11 protein-coding genes are annotated in these 17,108 nt (G+C 70.0%); 6 read left to right on the top strand and 5 right to left on the bottom strand.

Annotated features, from left to right (window positions below; genetic code table 11):
• Positions 1 to 15: 15 nt before the first annotated feature.
• Both rnc and mutM read left to right on the top strand, forming a co-directional pair.
• The gene (gene rnc / locus ABIB26_RS19665; protein ID WP_354247018.1) at positions 16 to 768 is read left to right on the top strand and encodes a ribonuclease III; all 753 of its coding nucleotides are present in this window, start codon (positions 16 to 18) and stop codon (positions 766 to 768) included.
• Positions 769 to 1,080: 312 nt separating this feature from the next.
• Positions 1,081 to 2,070: a bifunctional DNA-formamidopyrimidine glycosylase/DNA-(apurinic or apyrimidinic site) lyase gene (gene mutM / locus ABIB26_RS19660; RefSeq protein WP_354247015.1), complete on the top strand. Its 990-nt coding sequence runs from the start codon at positions 1,081 to 1,083 to the stop codon at positions 2,068 to 2,070.
• Here the strand turns inward: mutM and ABIB26_RS19655 are convergent.
• Genes ABIB26_RS19655 through ABIB26_RS19645 form a run of 3 tightly spaced genes read right to left on the bottom strand, consistent with a single transcriptional unit; the run spans position 2,022 to position 6,783 of the window.
• Positions 2,022 to 3,026: an NAD-dependent epimerase/dehydratase family protein gene (locus ABIB26_RS19655; protein WP_354247012.1), complete on the bottom strand. Its 1,005-nt coding sequence runs from the start codon at positions 3,024 to 3,026 to the stop codon at positions 2,022 to 2,024. The two genes, mutM and ABIB26_RS19655, sit on opposite strands and share 49 nt — an antisense overlap.
• The gene (locus ABIB26_RS19650; RefSeq protein WP_354247009.1) at positions 3,023 to 5,767 is read right to left on the bottom strand and encodes an alpha/beta fold hydrolase; all 2,745 of its coding nucleotides are present in this window, start codon (positions 5,765 to 5,767) and stop codon (positions 3,023 to 3,025) included. Before ABIB26_RS19650 ends, ABIB26_RS19655 begins: the two co-directional genes overlap by 4 nt.
• Positions 5,761 to 6,783 carry a 3-oxoacyl-ACP synthase III gene (locus tag ABIB26_RS19645; protein ID WP_354247007.1) on the bottom strand — a complete coding sequence of 341 codons (1,023 nt, stop codon included), beginning with the start codon at positions 6,781 to 6,783 and terminating at the stop codon, positions 5,761 to 5,763. Before ABIB26_RS19645 ends, ABIB26_RS19650 begins: the two co-directional genes overlap by 7 nt.
• Positions 6,784 to 7,066: 283 nt before the next feature.
• On the opposite strand from ABIB26_RS19645, the gene smc reads away from it, so the two are divergent.
• Positions 7,067 to 10,678 carry a chromosome segregation protein SMC gene (gene smc, locus ABIB26_RS19640; RefSeq protein WP_354247004.1) on the top strand — a complete coding sequence of 1,204 codons (3,612 nt, stop codon included), beginning with the start codon at positions 7,067 to 7,069 and terminating at the stop codon, positions 10,676 to 10,678.
• Between the two features lie 101 nt (positions 10,679 to 10,779).
• Positions 10,780 to 12,006: a signal recognition particle-docking protein FtsY gene (gene ftsY, locus ABIB26_RS19635; RefSeq protein ID WP_354247002.1), complete on the top strand. Its 1,227-nt coding sequence runs from the start codon at positions 10,780 to 10,782 to the stop codon at positions 12,004 to 12,006.
• A gap of 78 nt (positions 12,007 to 12,084) precedes the next feature.
• On the opposite strand, the gene ABIB26_RS19630 is transcribed toward ftsY, so the two are convergent.
• Together ABIB26_RS19630 and ABIB26_RS19625 are read right to left on the bottom strand one after the other, a co-directional pair.
• The gene (locus ABIB26_RS19630; RefSeq protein WP_354247000.1) at positions 12,085 to 13,782 is read right to left on the bottom strand and encodes a hypothetical protein; all 1,698 of its coding nucleotides are present in this window, start codon (positions 13,780 to 13,782) and stop codon (positions 12,085 to 12,087) included.
• Positions 13,783 to 13,869: 87 nt separating this feature from the next.
• Entirely contained in the window at positions 13,870 to 15,114 is a 1,245-nt protein-coding gene (locus ABIB26_RS19625) for an MFS transporter (RefSeq protein WP_354246997.1), read from the bottom strand.
• Between the two features lie 242 nt (positions 15,115 to 15,356).
• Here ABIB26_RS19625 and ABIB26_RS19620 point away from each other — a divergent pair, with 242 nt between their 5' ends.
• Together ABIB26_RS19620 and ABIB26_RS19615 are read left to right on the top strand one after the other, a co-directional pair.
• A complete protein-coding gene (locus tag ABIB26_RS19620) occupies positions 15,357 to 16,730 on the top strand; it encodes an ammonium transporter (RefSeq protein ID WP_354246995.1) in 1,374 nt (457 codons plus the stop codon).
• Complete coding sequence (locus tag ABIB26_RS19615; protein ID WP_264354265.1) at positions 16,727 to 17,065, top strand: P-II family nitrogen regulator; 339 nt, start codon at positions 16,727 to 16,729, stop codon at positions 17,063 to 17,065. The genes ABIB26_RS19620 and ABIB26_RS19615 overlap by 4 nt, the downstream gene beginning before the upstream one ends.
• The last annotated feature ends 43 nt before the right edge of the window (positions 17,066 to 17,108 follow it).

Raw genomic sequence — 17,108 nt, 5'->3', positions numbered from 1 at the left:
GACAGGCTGAATAAGATGTCTTCAACTGAAGAGCTTCTGAAGCGTCTCGGTGTCTCTATTGACGCCGGGACGCTTCGTCTTGCGCTCACACACCGTTCCTACGCCTACGAAAACGGCGGCATTCCCACCAACGAACGGCTCGAATTCCTGGGTGACTCCATCCTGGGCTTCTCCGTCACCGACGCGCTGTACCGTGACAACCCCACGCTGCCGGAAGGGGACCTGGCCAAGCGCCGCTCCGCCGTCGTCAGCACCCGGGCGCTGGCCGGCATCGGCCGCAGCATCGGGCTCGGCGAATACATCTTCCTCGGACAGGGCGAGAAGCTCACCGAGGGCAAGAACAAGGCGTCCATCCTGGCGGACACCATGGAGGCGCTGATCGGCGCCACCTACATCTCCAACGACATCGAGACGGCACGCCAGCTTGTCATGCGGCTGGTCGGGCCGCTCCTGGCGGACGCTGCCGCCCTCGGCGCCGGCACCGACTGGAAGACCAGCATCCAGGAGCTGGCCGCCAGCCGGCAGATGGGCACCATCAACTACGCGGTGGAGGGCTCCGGCCCGGACCACGCGCGGATGTTCGAGGCGATACTGCGGATCGGCGGCAATGACTACGGCACCGGCTCGGGGAATTCGAAGAAGGAAGCCGAGCAGGAAGCCGCCGCGGACGCCTGGCGCCGGCTCTCCGCACCCGCGGCACCGGTTCCCGGAACACCTTCGGACACGCGTTCGGAGACGCAGCAGCTGAAGACCCAGACCGGCAGCTAGTGGTCATGTTCGTTGATTCGTCGGGGGCGTCGGGCCACTTCCCCGGGAGGACATGTCCAGTCGTCGCGCCCGGGACAGGGCATGAGCGGAATATGTCCATTCGCTGGCTCCGGCGCGGGGCATGTCCTGATCCGGGGCACGTGCAGTCGCTCCGCTGGGGGCGTCGGGCCACGTCCCCGGGAGGACATGTCCGCTCTTCGCGCTCGGGACCGGGCACAACGGGAGTATGTCCATTGGCTGGCCCCGGCGCGGGGCATGTCCCGTCCGGTGGACCCCCGACGAACCAACGAACATGGCCGCTAGGCACCCGCTGTGCCTGAACTGCCCGAGGTTGAAGTTGTCCGCCGCGGCCTGGTGAGCTGGGTACGGGGCCGGATCATCACGTCCGTTGACGTGGTGGATCCGCGCTCCGTCCGCCGGCACGCTCTCGGTCCCGAGGACTTCGCCGGCAACCTCGAAGGTGCCCGGGTCCTGGACGTGGTCCGGCGCGGGAAGTTCCTCTGGCTGCCGCTGGCCGACACACCGGACGGCGCCGCCGCTGTATCGGGAGACGCTGTATCGGGAGACGGCCCAGCCGCCCGTCCGGCCGTGGCACTCATGGCCCACCTGGGCATGTCCGGGCAGCTCCTGATGCAGGACGCCGGTGTTCCGGACGAGAAACACCTGAAGGTCCGGCTGCGCCTGAGCCCGGCCGAGGGCATGCCGGAACAGCTCCGCTTCGTGGACCAGCGCATTTTCGGCGGACTCTTCCTCACCTCGCTGATCGCCACGTCCGACGGCGGTCCCGGCGGGCTCGCCGAAACGCCGCTTCCGCTGATCGCCGAGGAAGCCTCGCACATTGCCCGGGACCCGCTGGACCCGTACTTCTCCTTCGACGAGTTCTACCGCCGCCTCCGGGCCCGGAAGACCGGCCTCAAGCGGGCCCTGCTGGACCAGGGGCTGGTCTCGGGGATCGGCAACATCTACGCGGACGAGGCCCTCTGGAAGGCACAGCTGCATTACGCGCGCCCCACGGACACCCTGCGCCGGGCGGACGCCGAGCGGGTGCTGGACGCCGCGCGGGAGGTCATGACGGACGCCCTGGCCGCCGGCGGAACAAGCTTCGATTCGCTCTACGTCAACGTCAACGGCGCCTCCGGCTACTTCGACCGTTCACTCAACGCCTACGGCCGCGTTGGGCAGGAGTGCAGGCGCTGCGCCGCCGCGGGCCTGGTGAGCATCCTCAAGCGGGACCAGTTCATGAACCGGTCCTCCTACACCTGCCCCGTCTGCCAGCCCAGGCCCCGCAACGGCCGCTGGTAGTACTCGGCCAGCCTCACCAGGCCCTCGTCAAGCGAAACGGCGGGGGTCCAGTTGAGGAGTTCACGGGTCTCGCGCTGGTCGAACCAGTGGGCGGTGGAGAGCTGCTCAGCGAGGAATCTGGTCATCGGCGGCTCCTCCGCCCGGCCGGCCCGGGTCCAGACCTTCTCCAGCACCGATCCTGCCGCGCGCGCGAGCCAGCCCGGAACCGTCCACGACGGCGCAGGGACGCCGCCCGCGGCGCAGATGCCCGCCAGCAGCTCGCCGACCGGGCGGGGTTCGCCGTTGCTGACGACGAGCGCCCGGCCGTGGATGTGCTCCATGCGGTGCAGCGCGGCGACGATGGCCGAGGCGGCGTTGTCCACGTAGGTGGTGTCGATCAGGGCCGCCCCGGCGTCGAGCAGCGGCAGGCGGCCGCGGCCGGCACGGTCCAGCACCCGTTCCACCAGCTGCGTGTCGCCGGGGCCCCAGACGATGTGCGGGCGCACCGCTGCGACCCGGAATTCCGGCGAGTCCGCGGCCAGCGCCAGCAGTTCGGCCTCGGCCTTGGTACGGGAGTAGTGGCCGTGTGCGCGGGCCGGGTCCGCCGGCTCGGCGCCCAGGCCGGCGATGGCGGCCCCCGAGTTGGCCACGGACGGGGAGGAGACGAACACGAGGTCCCGCACGCCGGCCTCGCGGGCCGCACGGAGCAGGCGGCGCGTGCCTTCGACATTCACCTCCTCGAAATCCGCGGCGCGGCCGGTGAAGGAGACCTTCGCGGCCAGATGGATGACGCCCTCGGCGCCGGCGACGGCGCGGCGGACGGCGTCGTCGTCCGTGACGGACCCCAAGAGGTCCGCGGCGCCCTCGACGCCCGTGGGACGGCGCTGGAAGGTGGTGACGGCGTGGCCCTGGCGCACCAGCAGCCGGGCCACTTCCCGTCCAAGCAGGCCGCTCGCGCCGGTGACGAGGATCCTCATGGCGCGCCCGGACGGCCGCCGGCCAGCACCGCCGAAGCCCACCGGGACAGGCTGGTCCTGTCGATCTTGGCATTGTGGCGGATATCGGTTGGCTGGGAGGGGACGGCGAGCACGGCCGAGACGCTGACGCCTGCCTGACGGGCCGCGTGCCGTACGCGCCCGGCGAGCTGCGGCGCGGCGGGCCCGGCCCGGCGGGCGGGAGGTACGGTCTCGACGACGGCGACGACGGCCTGCGTACCGGACGGACCGACGCCGACGACGGCGGCCAGCCCGACGTCGTCCAGGCGTTCGATGGCCTGCTCGGCGCCTACGGGCGTGACGACAGTACCCGGCGCTGTCACGACGTGCGCGAGGCGACCTTCCACCCAGAGCCGGCCGGCGGCGTCGAAGTGCCCGACGTCGCCGGTGCGGTGCCATCCGGCCGTGCGAACGCTCTCGCGCTGGGTCAGCCAGAGCCTGTCGTAGGCTTCCTTCACATGCGGGGCGCTGACGAGGATCTCGCCGGTAACTCCCGCCTCCGTGACGGGGCGGTTCCCGGGTGCGGTGCCATCCGCGGCGAGCGGGATGACGGCCACGCGGGCGCCGTGCACCGGCCGGCCCACGCACACGCCATTGCCGGCCCCCGCCACGGTTCCGGCGGCGGCGTCGGCCTCGGCGGCGCGGATCTGTTCGAGGCTGATGTCGGTGACGGGCAGCGCTTCGGTCATCCCGTACGGGGTGTGCAGCAAGGCCCGGGGCAGCAGCCGCTGCACCTCTCCGAGGAGGGCTTCGGGGACGGGCGCGCCGGCGGAGAGCAGCAGCTCCACGCGCCCCAGGGCCTCGTGCCCGGCCCGGCTCAGGCCGCTCTGGGTCGCGAGGACGTTGCGCAGCGCTGCGGGCGAGGCGAAGATTACCGTGGCGTTGATGGCTGCGGCGGCGTCCGCCAGCGCGCGGGCCGTCAGGGTGCGGGGCCTGGTGACGTCCATGGCGGGCGTCACCGAGACTGCTCCGAGCGCCGGACCCAGCAGGGCGAACGGCGCGAAGCCCGCCACCAGGCGTGCGCCCGGGCGGATCCCCAGCGTCGCGGCCACGGTATCCCGCATCGCCGCCAGCTGCCGGTGCGTGTACAGCACGCCCTTGGCAGGACCAGTGGAACCGGAGGTGAAGAGCACGGCGGCGGGGGCGTCCGGGTCCGGAGCCTCGTCCGGGTCCGGAGCCAGGGCCGGACGCCGGCAAGGGAGCTCCGGCGTGGGGCTCGCTCCGCGGCGGGCGAGGGCGGCGAGGGAGGTTTCGACCGTGAGGAGGCGGCGGCGGGCGGCCGGCAGGTCCCGCACACTGATGCGCCGTCCCGGCCAGCCGAGTACCGCGGCAGCCGCAAGCGCCCGGTCGATTCCGATGAGGAAATCCGGGGTGGCGCCCTTCACGGCGCGGCTCAGGCCGCGGGTGCCCAGGCCGGCATCCGCCACGACCACCACCGCGCCGAGGCGCAGGCAGGCATAGAGGACCACGGTCAAATCCACGCCCGGCGGAACCATCAGGCTCACCCGGCTGCCGTGCCCCACACCGCCTTCGTGCAGGCCCGCCGCGAGGGCGGCGATACTCTGTTCCAGCTCCCGCCAGCCGAGCGAGCGGGCGACGCTGCCGTCCGCGGCCATTTCCGCGACGGCGGTGTCCCCGCCGGCGGGTCCTGCCGCCAGCTCGGTGAGCGGCGCCCACAGGGGCGGGACCCCGGCCCCGGGCTTCAGGGGCCCGTCCTTCAGCGGCCCTGCCCCGTCCTCCAGCGTCGGGCGGTCGGTCGGGGCGTCCGTCCGCTGACGGCCGGGTCCACTGTCCCGTCCGCGCTCGGCAAGCCACGCGAAGACGGGAGCGGCGATGTCCCGGTCTTCCGCGACCAGGTGGCCGGCACCCTCGAAGCGGTGCACTTTCGCGTCCGGCAGCCGGCTGATGAGGTCCTTGAGGTACTTATCGGAAAAGATCGGGTCTCGCGGGCCCCAGAGCATCAGGGCCGGAATCCTCAGCCCGCGCAACCCTTCGGCGACGCGGCTGAGCGCCGGGAAGCTGGGATGGGACGCGTCGGCGGGAATGTCCGCGACAAAGTTCCCCACGCCGGCGCGGCGGCCGACGCCCCGGTACGGGGCCATGAAGGCGCTGCGGACATCCGCGGCCAGCGGCGGGTGCGCCAGGGAATGCGTCACCCGCAGGAAGGCGTCCGACGTCGTGGTTCCCCAGCGGTGCACGGCAGGGTGCAGGGCAAGCCGCAGCGCCGGCGGGATGTGCGCGCCGGAGGGCTGGTGGACGGCGGTGTTGGTCAGCACCACCCCGGCGAGCTGCTGCGGATGTGCCAGGGCCCAGCCGAGGCTGATCACGCCGCCCCAGTCGTGGCCGACGGTGACCACCGGCCCGCCCAGCCCGAGCGCGGCGGTGAGGTCGCCCAGGTCGTTGATCCGGTCCGCCAGGCGCCGGAACGTGCCGGTGCGCTCGGAGAATCCCATATCCAGCTGGTCCACCGCCACCACACGCCACGGATGTGCGGGGTCGGATCCGGCGGCCAGCAGGGTCCGCCACAGGTAGGACCACGTCGGGTTGCCGTGCACGCACAGCAGGGTGCCGGCAGGAGTCAGGCCGCGGCGGGAGAGCTGGGCACCGTTGTCGAGCAGGTGCCAGCGGCGCACGGCTCCGGGCTCATCCGCGGCGGAGGTGGACGCCACATCGATTTCGCGCGACCATTCGGGGTCGACGCCGGGCCAGCCGGCGGCTACCAAATTATTTCCACCATCGCGGTGTTCAGGCCGGATCCGACGCCCATGCACAGCACGCGGTCTCCGGTTCCGAGGGTCTGCGCTTCGGCCGCGAGGGTCATTGGGAGGGAGGCCGGGCCCACATTGCCCCAGTGCGGGAACGTGATGGGCACCTTCTCCGGGTCCAGGTCAATGGCGTCGATGATGGCCTGGGTATAGGCAGTGCTCACCTGGTGCGTGACGTAGCGGTCCATCGAGGACCAGTTCCACTCCTGCTGGGCCTCGTGCCAGGCGTCGACCACCAGCTGCAGGCCGCCGTCGAGCAGGCCCTTGGTGTCGGTGGCCATGCCGTCGATGCCGCCCACGCACAGTTCATGGTGCTCGGTGCCGGCGCGCATCACGCCGCCGAGGACCCGGTGCGCCCCGGGGTGCCGGTCCGCCGGGCCCAGGACCGCCGCAGCGGCTCCGGAACCCAGGGTGAGTGTGGCGAACTCGCGGTTGAAGTCCTCGCGCGTCGTCTCGGGCCGCTGCAGCCGCGCTATGGTGGCCTCCTGCGTGGCTTGGGCATCCTCACCGTTGACAATCACCGCGTACTTGATCTGGCCGGAGTCGATCATGTTGGCCGCCAGGGTGATGCCGTTGACGAATCCGAGGCAGGCGTTGGCCAGGTCGAAGTTCATGGCCGAAGACGGCAGGCTGAGTCCGTGGTGGATCTTCACCGCGACAGATGGTTCGAGGTTGCGCCGGGTGACCGAGGTGTTGATCAGCAGGCCAACCTCGGCCGCTTCGATGCCGGACTCGGCCAGGGCCTTCGCGCCCGCCTCGATGGCGGCGTCGTCGAAAGATGTCCCGGGGGCCCACCAGCGCCGGTGCGTGATGCCGGCGACCCGTTCGAGTAGCTTCGGCGGGATCTTCAGCCGCCGCAGCGTCATAGCCAGCCTGCGGTCGAAATCCGTGGAACTGACGATCGTCGGAGCTTCGACGCTGCTCACCGAAAGCAAGGCGGTGTTGCTGTGCCGGAATGTTGCATTCCCTACCAATTCAGGCCCCTGTTCGTGTACGTCCTGCGCTCCGGCGGTTGATTGCACCTTCAAGCACAAGCCCAAGGGCTTAACTATGCCCGGTGAAGGCCAGTTCCTGCATATGCCGCCTGCGGCATCTGCGGCGCTTTGCACGGGTTCTGCGCGGAATTCTCGCAGCTCCGCAGTAGATTGTAAGTATCCGGCGCCATCCCGAAACGCCCGCGCACCAGAAAACCCACGTCCGGGTCATGCTGTAGTCCAACAGCGAGCCCCGTCCGCCGAGCAGGAGACCCGAAGCACTTTGCACCTCAAGAGCCTGACCGTCCGCGGATTCAAGTCTTTCGCTTCGGCGACGACTTTCGAATTCGAGCCGGGCGTCACCGCCGTGGTGGGCCCCAACGGCTCGGGCAAATCCAACGTGGTGGATGCCCTGGCCTGGGTCATGGGCGAGCAAGGGGCCAAAACGCTCCGCGGCGGCAAGATGGAGGACGTCATCTTCGCCGGGACGTCCGGGCGCCCGCCACTGGGCCGCGCCCACGTCTCGTTGACCATCGACAACAGCGACGGCGCCCTGCCGATCGACTACAGCGAAGTCACCATCTCCCGCACCCTGTTCCGGACCGGCGGCTCGGAATACGCCATCAACGGCGCCGGCTGCCGGCTGCTGGACATCCAGGAACTCCTCTCCGACTCGGGACTGGGCCGGGAGATGCACGTGATCGTGGGCCAGGGGCAGCTGGACAAGGTCCTGCATGCCACGCCCGAGGACAGGCGCGGTTTCATCGAAGAAGCCGCCGGCATCCTCAAACACCGGCGGCGCAAGGAAAAAACGCTCCGCAAACTCGAAGCCATGCAGGCCAACCTGCAGCGGCTCAGCGACCTCACCGGGGAAATCCGGCGGCAGCTGACCCCGCTGGGGAAGCAGGCGGCGGTGGCCCGGCGGGCCCAGACCGTCCAGTTCGAAGTCCGCGACGCACGTTCCCGCCTCCTCGCCGACGACCTCGTCCAGCTGCAGTCCGCGCTGGAGCAGGACGTCGCCGACGAGTCAGCCCTCAAGGCCCGGCGCGCCGTCGTCGAGCAGGAGCTGGAACACGGCCGGCAGCGCCGGGCCGGCCTGGAACAGCTCGCGGCGGGGGCCACGCCGAAGCTGAACGCCGCCCGGGACAACTGGTACCAGCTCTCCGCCGGACGCGAACGGCTCCGGTCCCTCGGCTCCCTCGCCGAGGAACGCCGGCGGCTGCTGGGTGCGGCAGATCCGGTCCCGGACACCGGCCGGGACCCGGACCAGCTGGACCGGCAGGCCGCCCGAGTCCGCGAGGAACAGGCCGCCCTGGAGCGGCAGATCCTGGACCGGCGCGGCGCGCTGGAGGCTGCCAGCTCTGCGAAACAGGAGGCCGAGAACGCGGCCGGCGCCGAAGACGTCCGGCTCGCGGCCCTGCTCCGTGCCGCCGCGGACCGGCGGGAGGGCCTGGCGAAACTCGCCGGCCAGGTCGGCGCGGCCCGGTCCCGCGTCGAGTCGGCGCAGGCCGAACTCGGCCGGCTCCGCGAATCCCAGAACGCAGGGGAGGAGCGCCGCCGGCACGCCCGGAGCGAATTCACCGCACTGGAAACCCAGGTGGCCGGCGTCGAGGACGGCGAGGAAACCCTCGACGCCGACTACGAGGACGCCAGCGAGGCCCTCGACGCGGTCATCGCCGAGATTGACGCCCTCAAGGCGGCCGAGCGCGACGGCGACCGCGAACGCGGTGCCCTGGTGGCCCGCCGCGACGCCCTGCAGCTGGGCCTGAACCGCAAGGACGGCACCGGCCATGTGCTCGGCGCCGGTCTGCCCGGCGTGCTGGGGTCCCTGGCGGCCATGATCACGGTGGAGAACGGATTCGAGGCCGCCATCGCCGCCGCCCTCGGTACCTCCGCGGACGCCGTCGTGGTGCAGGACGCGGAGGCGGCCGCCGCCGCCGTGAAGAGGCTGAAGGACGACGACGCCGGCCGCGCCTCGCTGCTGCTCGCCGCGGCGGCCCCGGACGCCGCGACTCAGCCGGACACCGGGCTGCCGGACTCTTTGCTGCCGGGCGGGGCGCGCTGGGCCTCAAGCCTTGTCACCTCCGGCGGGTCCCCGACGGCAATCCCCGAGCTGCCGCTGGCCGGCCTGCTGGCGGGCATCGCCGTCGTCTACGATCTCGACGCCGCCGCGGAGCTGATCACGGAACGGCCGGAGCTGACAGCCGTCACCCGGGCAGGGGACGTGTTTACCGCCTTGACAGCCAGCGGCGGCTCCGCCAAGGCGCCCTCGCTGCTGGAGGTCCAGGCCGCCGTCGACGACGCCGCCGCAAGGCTGGCCGCGGTGACCGCCGGGCTGGAGCGGAACCGCTTCGCGCTGTCCGCAGCGCAGGCACGGCGGGCCGAAGCGCAGGACCGCGCGGACGCCGCCCTGGAGAAACTCCACGACTCGGACGCCCGGCTCGCGGCCGTGGCCGAGCGGCTGGGACACCTCAATTCCGTGCTGCGCAGCGCCGTCGGCGAAAGTGAACGGCTCGCCGCGTCCCTCGCCAAGGCCGAGGCGAACATCCGCACGGAACAGGCGTCCCTCGAAGCGGTGGCGGCGAGGCTGGCCGCCGCCCAGGAAACTCCCGCCGAGGAGGAGCCGTCCGCCGAGCACCGTGATGCGCTTGCCCTTGCGGCCTCGCTCGCCCGCGCCGCCGAAATGGAGGCGCGGCTCGCGCTGCGCAGCGCCGAGGAACAGCTCACGGCCACCGCCAACCGGGCGGCCTCGCTCGAACGCGCCGCCGCCACCGAACGCCGCGCCCGCGAGGAAGCCGCCGGACGCGCGCGTCGCCGCCGGCTCCAGGCCAAACGCGCCGCCGCCGTCTCCGCCGCCGTCGAACAGATGCTCGGCTTCATCGATGTCTCGGTCGAGCTCGCCCGGCTGGAGCGTGACAGCGCCGAGGAGCGCCGGGAGCAGATGGACCGCGAACTCGCCGAGGTCCGCACCGGTACCGACGCCCTGGCCCGCGAGCTCGCGGAACTCACCGACTCCGTGCACCGCGACGAACTGGCCCGCGCCCAGCAGCGGCTGCGGATCGAGGCCCTGGAACTGAAGAGCGTCGAGGAACTGGGGCTCACGGCCGATCAGCTGGTGGCCGACTACGGTCCGGACCGGCCCGTGCCCCTGCCCGCCGGGGAAGCGGCGGACAAATGGGCTGCCCTGCGCGCCCCCGTGGACGAGGACGGCCGCGAGATCGTCGAAGGAAAGCCCTTTGTCCGGGAAGAGCAGGAGAAACGGCTCAAACGTGCCGAACGGGACCTCTCCGCGCTGGGCCGCGTCAATCCGCTGGCCCTCGAGGAGTTCGCCGCCCTGGAGGAACGCCACCAGTTCCTCAGCACCCAGCTGGAGGACCTCAAGTCCAGCCGCAAGGACCTGCTAGACATCATCAAGGAAGTCGACGAGCGCGTGCAGAAGGTCTTCGCGGAAGCCTTCGCGGACACGTCCGCCCAGTTTGTCCGCGTCTTCGCCCGGCTGTTCCCGGGCGGGGAGGGGCGGCTGATCCTCACGGACCCGTCGGACATGCTCACCACCGGCATCGAGGTCGAAGCCCGTCCCGCGGGCAAGAAGATCAAACGGCTCTCGCTGCTTTCCGGCGGCGAACGCTCGCTGACAGCCGTGGCCCTGCTGGTGGCGATCTTCAAGGCCCGGCCCTCACCGTTCTACGTCATGGATGAGGTGGAGGCGGCCCTGGACGACACCAACCTGGGGCGGCTCATCACCATCTTCGAGGAGCTGCGCGAATCCAGCCAGCTGATCGTCATCACGCACCAGAAGCGCACCATGGAGGTGGCCGACGCGCTCTACGGTGTCACCATGCGCGGCGACGGCGTCTCCACCGTCATCAGCCAGCGGCTCCGCGCGGAGGTCTGAGCCCTGGCTTTGCCCGGCCGGCTGCCCGGGCCGCTGGCCGGGCCGCGCCCCTCGCCGGGCTATCTCCGTGGCCGCTTTCGCGTTTGTGAGAAGCTAGGGGAGTGAACGACATCCTCCCCATTATCCTGCCCATTCTCGCTGCCCTGGTGGTCCTCGGCGCGCTGATTCCGGTCCTCATGAAGACCCGGAAGAACATCACCAGCTACCCGGGCACGCGTGACGAGAACGATCCTGTGCAGTCAGGCGCCGCCGGCGGGACCCTCGTCGAGGACCGGCCTTCGCCAACGCGCGAACGCGGGGCGTCGGAGACCGCCGACCTGGAGGGCCTCGACCTGGACGGCCTCGAAACGGTCGAGGTGCCGGACGATGTGGCCGGCCTGGAAACCGTCCCGGTGGAGACCCCGCTGCCGGTGGCGGGCCGCCTGACCCGCCTGCGCGAACGCCTCGTCAAGTCCAACAACATCTTCGGCAAGGGCCTGCTGGCCCTGCTCTCCGCGGACAAGATCGACGAGAACGTCTGGGACGAGGTGGAGGAGACCCTCCTTCTTGCCGATCTCGGCACCGAACCGACCATGCAGCTCGTGGACGCGCTCCGCGAACGCGTGAAAGTGCTGGGCACACGTTCCCCGGAGCACGTCAAGGCCCTGCTGCGCGAGGAACTGATCAAGCTCGTGGATCCCACGATGGACCGCAGCCTGCGGGTGGAGCGCCATGCCGACAAGCCCGCCGTCGTGCTGGTGGTCGGCGTCAACGGCGTCGGCAAGACCACCACCGTGGGCAAGCTTGCCCGCGTGCTCGTGGCGGAGGACAAGGACGTGCTGCTGGGCGCCGCGGACACCTTCCGGGCCGCTGCCTCCGAGCAGCTGGCCACCTGGGGTGCGCGCGTGGGCGTCCCCACGGTCCGGTCCCACGTCCACGGGGCGGACCCGGCGTCCGTCGCCTACGAGGCGGTCCAGGCGGGCATTGATCAGGAAGTCGACGTCGTCATGATCGACACCGCCGGGCGCCTGCAGAACAAGGTGGGCCTGATGGACGAGCTGAGCAAGGTCAAGCGTGTCATCGAAAAACTCGCCGAAGTGGACGAGGTGCTGCTGGTCCTGGACGCGACCACCGGCCAGAACGGCCTGAACCAGGCCAGGGTCTTCGCCGAAGTCGTCAACATCACGGGCATCGTCCTGACCAAGCTGGACGGCACCGCCAAGGGCGGGATCGTCGTCGCGATCCAGAAGTCACTCGGCGTCCCGGTCAAGCTGATCGGCCTGGGCGAGGGCGCAGACGACCTCGCTCCCTTCGACGCGGAGGGCTTCGTCGACGCCCTGTTGAACTGATCCGCAACCCAACTGGCCCGCAGTAGTTGCCGTTTTGAGGGCTCAAAACGACAACGAATGCGGGCCAGTTGGGAGGTATCAGTACTTGAAGTTCAGCACCGTCACGGTGCCGGCCGTCAGCTTGAAGTTCTGGGTCGCGGACTTGTACTGGAAGCCCGGCACCGTGGCGCGGTCCGCCAGCGGTGTCGGTTCGGACGTGACCCCGTCGATCATGGTGCTGTCCTCGGCCGCGTAGCTGGGACCGGTGAGCTGGGTCATGGTCCCGGTCAGCGGCTTGCCCGGAAGGTTCAGCGTGACATCGGTCTGGGCGGCCTTTTCCGGATCGTTCTCATTGACGATGACGACGCTGGTGCTGCCGTCCGCGTTCTGCAGCGCGTAGCTGTACGCCAGGCCGCCTCCGGAGCTGTCCAGTTTCATGAATTTACCGGCCTCCAGCTCGGCCACGATGGAAATGCCGAAGAAGTTGGCCCGGCCGGACATCTGGCCGTTGCCGTCCGGGTAGGCGCCGGCGCTGCAGATGGCGGACATGGGCGGGCCGCCCTTGCAGGTCTGCATAGAGCTGTGAAAACCGATGCGCGTGATGCCCAGCTGTGCGGCGTTCAGGGCGTAGTCCGCCGTCCACAGCGCCGACGCGTGGGTGCGCGAAGTCTCGTTGGAACCTGGGCAGGCTGCGATTCCCGTCTCCGGGAGCCACGTTTCCAGGCCCGCGTCCTGGCCGACCTTGAGCGCCGCCTTCTGGTAATCGGCGGCACGGTCATGCATGAGCCGGCTCATCAGATTGGCCATGGTGGGCGAGCCCTTGGGGTCGCTGCCGTCGCAGCTGTACAGCGGGTAGTTGTGGAAGGTCAGGATCTTCTTCTGCGGGATGTCCGCATCGACGAACGGCTGCCACCACTTCTGGTCATAGGCGCCTGGACCTGAAATGGGCACATTCGGGGCCACGGCGTAGATCGCCTTGGCGTAGTCCTTGAGCTCCCTGACGTACTGGTCCAGGCTGTAGCCGTCGGTCTTTACATCGTTGAAGACGAACCCGTTGGGCTCGTTGCCGACGGTGACGCTCAGGAGCCGGTCGCCGAAGATCTGCGAGGCGTGCTTGACCATGTCGGCCGCGCGGTTCGGGTCGTAGTGGCCGAGGTCCACGGTGAGGCTAATTTTCGCATTGCCGGCCACCAGGAGCTTGTTGACCCTGTCCAGGTCGGCGGGTCCCACGGCCCTCACCGGGCGGGCCTTGTCTCCCTTGTAACCGGACGGGACTGCCTCACCGGTGGACGTCCAGAAGAACCGGCGGTCCACGGCATTGCCGCCGAAGCGCATGACGGGCTGGTCGATTTCCTGCAGCAGCTTCACGATGGTCGGGTTGGTGTCGGCGAGGTCGGGATCGCCGAGATCGGTGGCCTCCAGCGAGATTCCTGTCAGGCCCTTGTTCAGGGAGGTGCCCACCAGGTCCTTGGACACGCCCACCTTGAGGGGCTCAACATTTTCCAGCGGTGAACCGGCCGGCGGCCCGGCCTGGTTGTAGTAGGTGACGGCAGGACCCACTTCTGCGGGTTCGCTGCTTGCGGCCGTTGGCGCCGTTGCGGCCGGGCTCGAGGCAGCGGGCTGAGGCGCCGGCGTCCCGAACGTCAGAGGTATGGCCACGGCCGCGGCAACCACGACGGCGACGATCCCGCCTACGGCGATCAGCCGCGCGCGCTTCTTGTTGCCCGCTGGCGTGGAATCATGGTCGTCGGGCTCGGGGGTAGCTGAATTCCCAGGTGAATGGTCGATTGGCGCCATAAGGCAGTACCTCCGGAAGTTTTGGCAAGTCCCGTCCAGCTTAGCCAAGGCTGGGGCACCCCGCGGACCGCGGCGCCGCGCCCGGCGTCAGGCCTTCGCCGCGGGCTGGGCCCGGAGGCTCTCCCGGGCCACCAGCCAGCCGGCTGCCGCGGCAATGAGGATGCCGCCGGTGACGCCGAAGGCCCAGCCGTAGCCCAAGCGGTCCGCCAGCAGCCCGGCGCACACGGGACCGATGATGGCGCCGCTGTCAGCGGTCATCTGGAAGACGGCAAGCACGCGGCCGCCCGACCGGTCATTGCCGATCACATCGGCGATGGCCGCCTGCTGCGCGGGGCCGAGCAGCCCGGAGCCGATGCCTGCGACGGCGGACGCGGCGAGGAACCAGGGCAACGCCTCGGTGAAGCCGATGGCCGCCGTGGCCGTGCCGGTGATGAGCAGGCCGGCCAGCATCAGGGGCTTCCGGCCCAGGTTGTCGGCGAGCCTTCCGGAAAACGTCAGCGCCGCAGCGTTTCCAGCCGCGAACACGGCCAGCGCCCAGCCGGCGGCCTCCGGTCCCGCCCCGAGTGCCGCGACGGCGAAGAGCGGCACGGTGGCCATCCGCACCCCAAAAGTGGCCCAGCCGTTGGCGAAGCTGGAGGCCAGGGCGGCGCGGTAGGCGCTGTCCCGCAGGGCTTCCCGGAGCTCCATCGCCGGGGCCACCCCGCCCTCCGGCCGGGACGCGGCGGGAACGTGGCTGAGCTGGGTCTGCACCACCAGGGCCGCCAGCACCAGCGCGGCGGCGTACGCGAGGAAGGGGACGCGGAGCCCGAAGCTGGCGAGCAGGCCGCCCACAATCGGACCGCAGACGTTGCCGATCAGGAAAGCCGAGGCGTAAGCCCCGGAGACACGCCCGCGGCTTTCCGGCGGCGCCAGCCGGATCACGAGCGCCATCGACGCCACCGTGAACATCACCGAACCCGCGCCGCCCAGGCCCCGGAAGACCAGCAGCTGCCAGTAGTCCTGGGCGAAGGCGCACGCCGCGGTGGAGGCCGCCACAATCAGCAGCCCGGCCACATACACCGGCCGTTCGCCCAGCCGCACGATCAGGGCACCGCCGGCCGGGGCGAACACGAGCCGCATGAACGCGAAGATGCTGACGATCACCGCGGCGGCCGTGGCGCCGACGTCGAACGTGGTGGCGAACTGCGGGAGCACCGGCGCCACCAGCCCGAAGCCGAGCGCAATCAGGAAGGCGGCAACCAGCATCACCTTGATGTCACGGGGCAAACGTCCCGGCTGGCGGGTGGCGGCCTCCGGCTCGGTGGCACCGTCGGGGCGGGGGGTCTTGCTCATGATGCTGTGGTCCTCGATCACGGAACGCGGAAGGCGGAACTAAAGGCCTGAAACATAACCGTAACAAGGCGGAGACGCACCATTTACTTCCGGCAGGTTCTTGTAACACCCCGGCAATGTAAATCCTCTGCCTGTGAAACACGGCCCGGCAAAACTCTTCTTAGAACGCAAAACGCGTTGGGCAGGCGGAGTGGTCCGCAAGATCAACTGAGATCGCATCTCGGCAAGGGAGGACGTGCACCATGGAACTTACCGCAGGTCACGTATGGCTGATGGTGGCGGCGGCACTCGTGCTGTTCATGACACCAGGACTCGCATTTTTCTACGGCGGCATGACGCGCGCCAAGGCTGCACTGAACATGATGATGATGAGCTTCATCTCCATCGGCATGGTCGGTGTGGTGTGGGTGCTCTGGGGTGCCTCGATGAGCTCCGGCGAGGGCTTCCTGCAGATGGTGGGGAACCCGTTCGCCACCTTCGGGCTGGAGGGCGTCACCTCCCCTGACGGACTGATCAAGGTGGGCTACGCAGCCACCTTCGCCATCATCACCGTGGCACTGATCAGCGGCGCGATCGCGGACCGTGCCAAGTTCGGCGCCTGGACCATCTTCGTCCCGGTCTGGGTCACGCTGGTTTACTGCCCGCTGGCCTACATGGTCTGGGGCGGAGGCCTCTTCGGCCCGGAAGGCGCCATCGGCAAGGCGCTGGGCCCCGCGATCGATTTCGCCGGCGGTACGGTGGTGCACATCAACGCCGGCGTCGCCGCACTGATCCTCGTGCTGATCATCGGCAACCGCAAGGGCTTCGGCAAGGACCCGAACCACCGCCCGCACAACATCCCGTTCGTCATGCTCGGCGCGGCAATCCTCTGGTTCGGCTGGTTCGGCTTCAACGGCGGCGCAGCGACGACGGCGGAGCAGGGCGGCCTGATCTGGGTCAACACCCTGGCGGCCCCCGCCGCGGCCATGCTCGGCTGGCTCGTCACGGAGCGCATCCGCGACGGACACCCGACCTCGCTCGGTGCAGCCTCCGGTGTGGTTGCCGGTCTCGTGGCGATCACCCCGGCCTGCGCCAACGTCAGCCCGGTCGGTGCACTGTGCCTCGGCGTCGTGGCCGGTGTGGCCTCCTCGCTCGCTGTCGGGCTCAAGTTCCGCTGGGGCTTTGATGACTCGCTCGACGTCGTGGGCGTCCACCTGGTCTCGGGCATCATCGGCACGGTCGCGCTGGGCTTCATCGCGCTCCCCGTCGAGGGCGTCGGCGGCGGCCTCTTCTACGGCGGCGGCTTCACCCAGCTGTGGGCCCAGCTCGCGGTGGCCGGCATGGCCATCGCCTACTCGGCAGTCCTGACCACTGTGATCGCCCTGGCCATCCACAAGACGATGGGCTTCCGGGTTTCCCAGGAACAGGAAGTCGTGGGCGTGGACCTCAGCCTGCACGCAGAGACGGCCTACGAGTTCGGCGTCGGCGGCCACGGCGGAAGCTTCCAGCCGCTGCATGAACTGATCACCGGCAGGCCGCAGGGCGAGGACGGGGTAGCGGTCCCGGCCGCCGCCCCGGTGGACGTCGCGTCCAATGGCAAGAAGACCGCAGCAGGCAAGGAAAGTGTGGGGGCATGAAACTGATCACAGCAATCGTCCGGCCGGAAAAACTCGATGCAATCCGGGAAGGCCTTGAGGCCTACGGGGTGCAGGGCCTCACGGTCAGCGCGGCCAGCGGCTACGGCCGGCAGCGCGGCTACACCGAGGTGTACCGCGGCGCCGAATACAACGTGGACCTGCTGCCCAAGATCCGGGTAGAGGTGCTGGCCACGGACGAACAGGCGGACGACATCCTGGATGTCATCATCGCCAGTTCGAACACCGGCCGGGCCGGGGACGGCAAGGTCTGGACGATGGATGTGTTCGAGGCCGTGCGGGTCCGCACCGGGGAACGCGGATCGGCCGCCATCTAGCGCCGCCGTCTAGCAGAGCGTTACCAGCAAGAGCGGGCCGGTT

The organism is Arthrobacter sp. UYEF20, assembly GCF_040546335.1.
Classification (GTDB): domain Bacteria; phylum Actinomycetota; class Actinomycetes; order Actinomycetales; family Micrococcaceae; genus Arthrobacter.
This window is presented reverse-complemented; position numbering and strand designations above follow the sequence as displayed.

Bases quoted from the DNA above. Each gene is read 5' to 3' on its own strand.
- rnc (WP_354247018.1), top strand. From the start codon at position 16: ATGTCTTCAACTGAAGAGCTTCTGAAGCGTCTCGGTGTCTCTATTGAC.
- ABIB26_RS19630 (WP_354247000.1), bottom strand. From the start codon at position 13,782: ATGGCGCCAATCGACCATTCACCTGGGAATTCAGCTACCCCCGAGCCC.
- ABIB26_RS19620 (WP_354246995.1), top strand. From the start codon at position 15,357: ATGGAACTTACCGCAGGTCACGTATGGCTGATGGTGGCGGCGGCACTC.
- ABIB26_RS19625 (WP_354246997.1), bottom strand. From the start codon at position 15,114: ATGAGCAAGACCCCCCGCCCCGACGGTGCCACCGAGCCGGAGGCCGCC.
- ABIB26_RS19655 (WP_354247012.1), bottom strand. From the start codon at position 3,026: ATGAGGATCCTCGTCACCGGCGCGAGCGGCCTGCTTGGACGGGAAGTG.
- ABIB26_RS19615 (WP_264354265.1), top strand. From the start codon at position 16,727: ATGAAACTGATCACAGCAATCGTCCGGCCGGAAAAACTCGATGCAATC.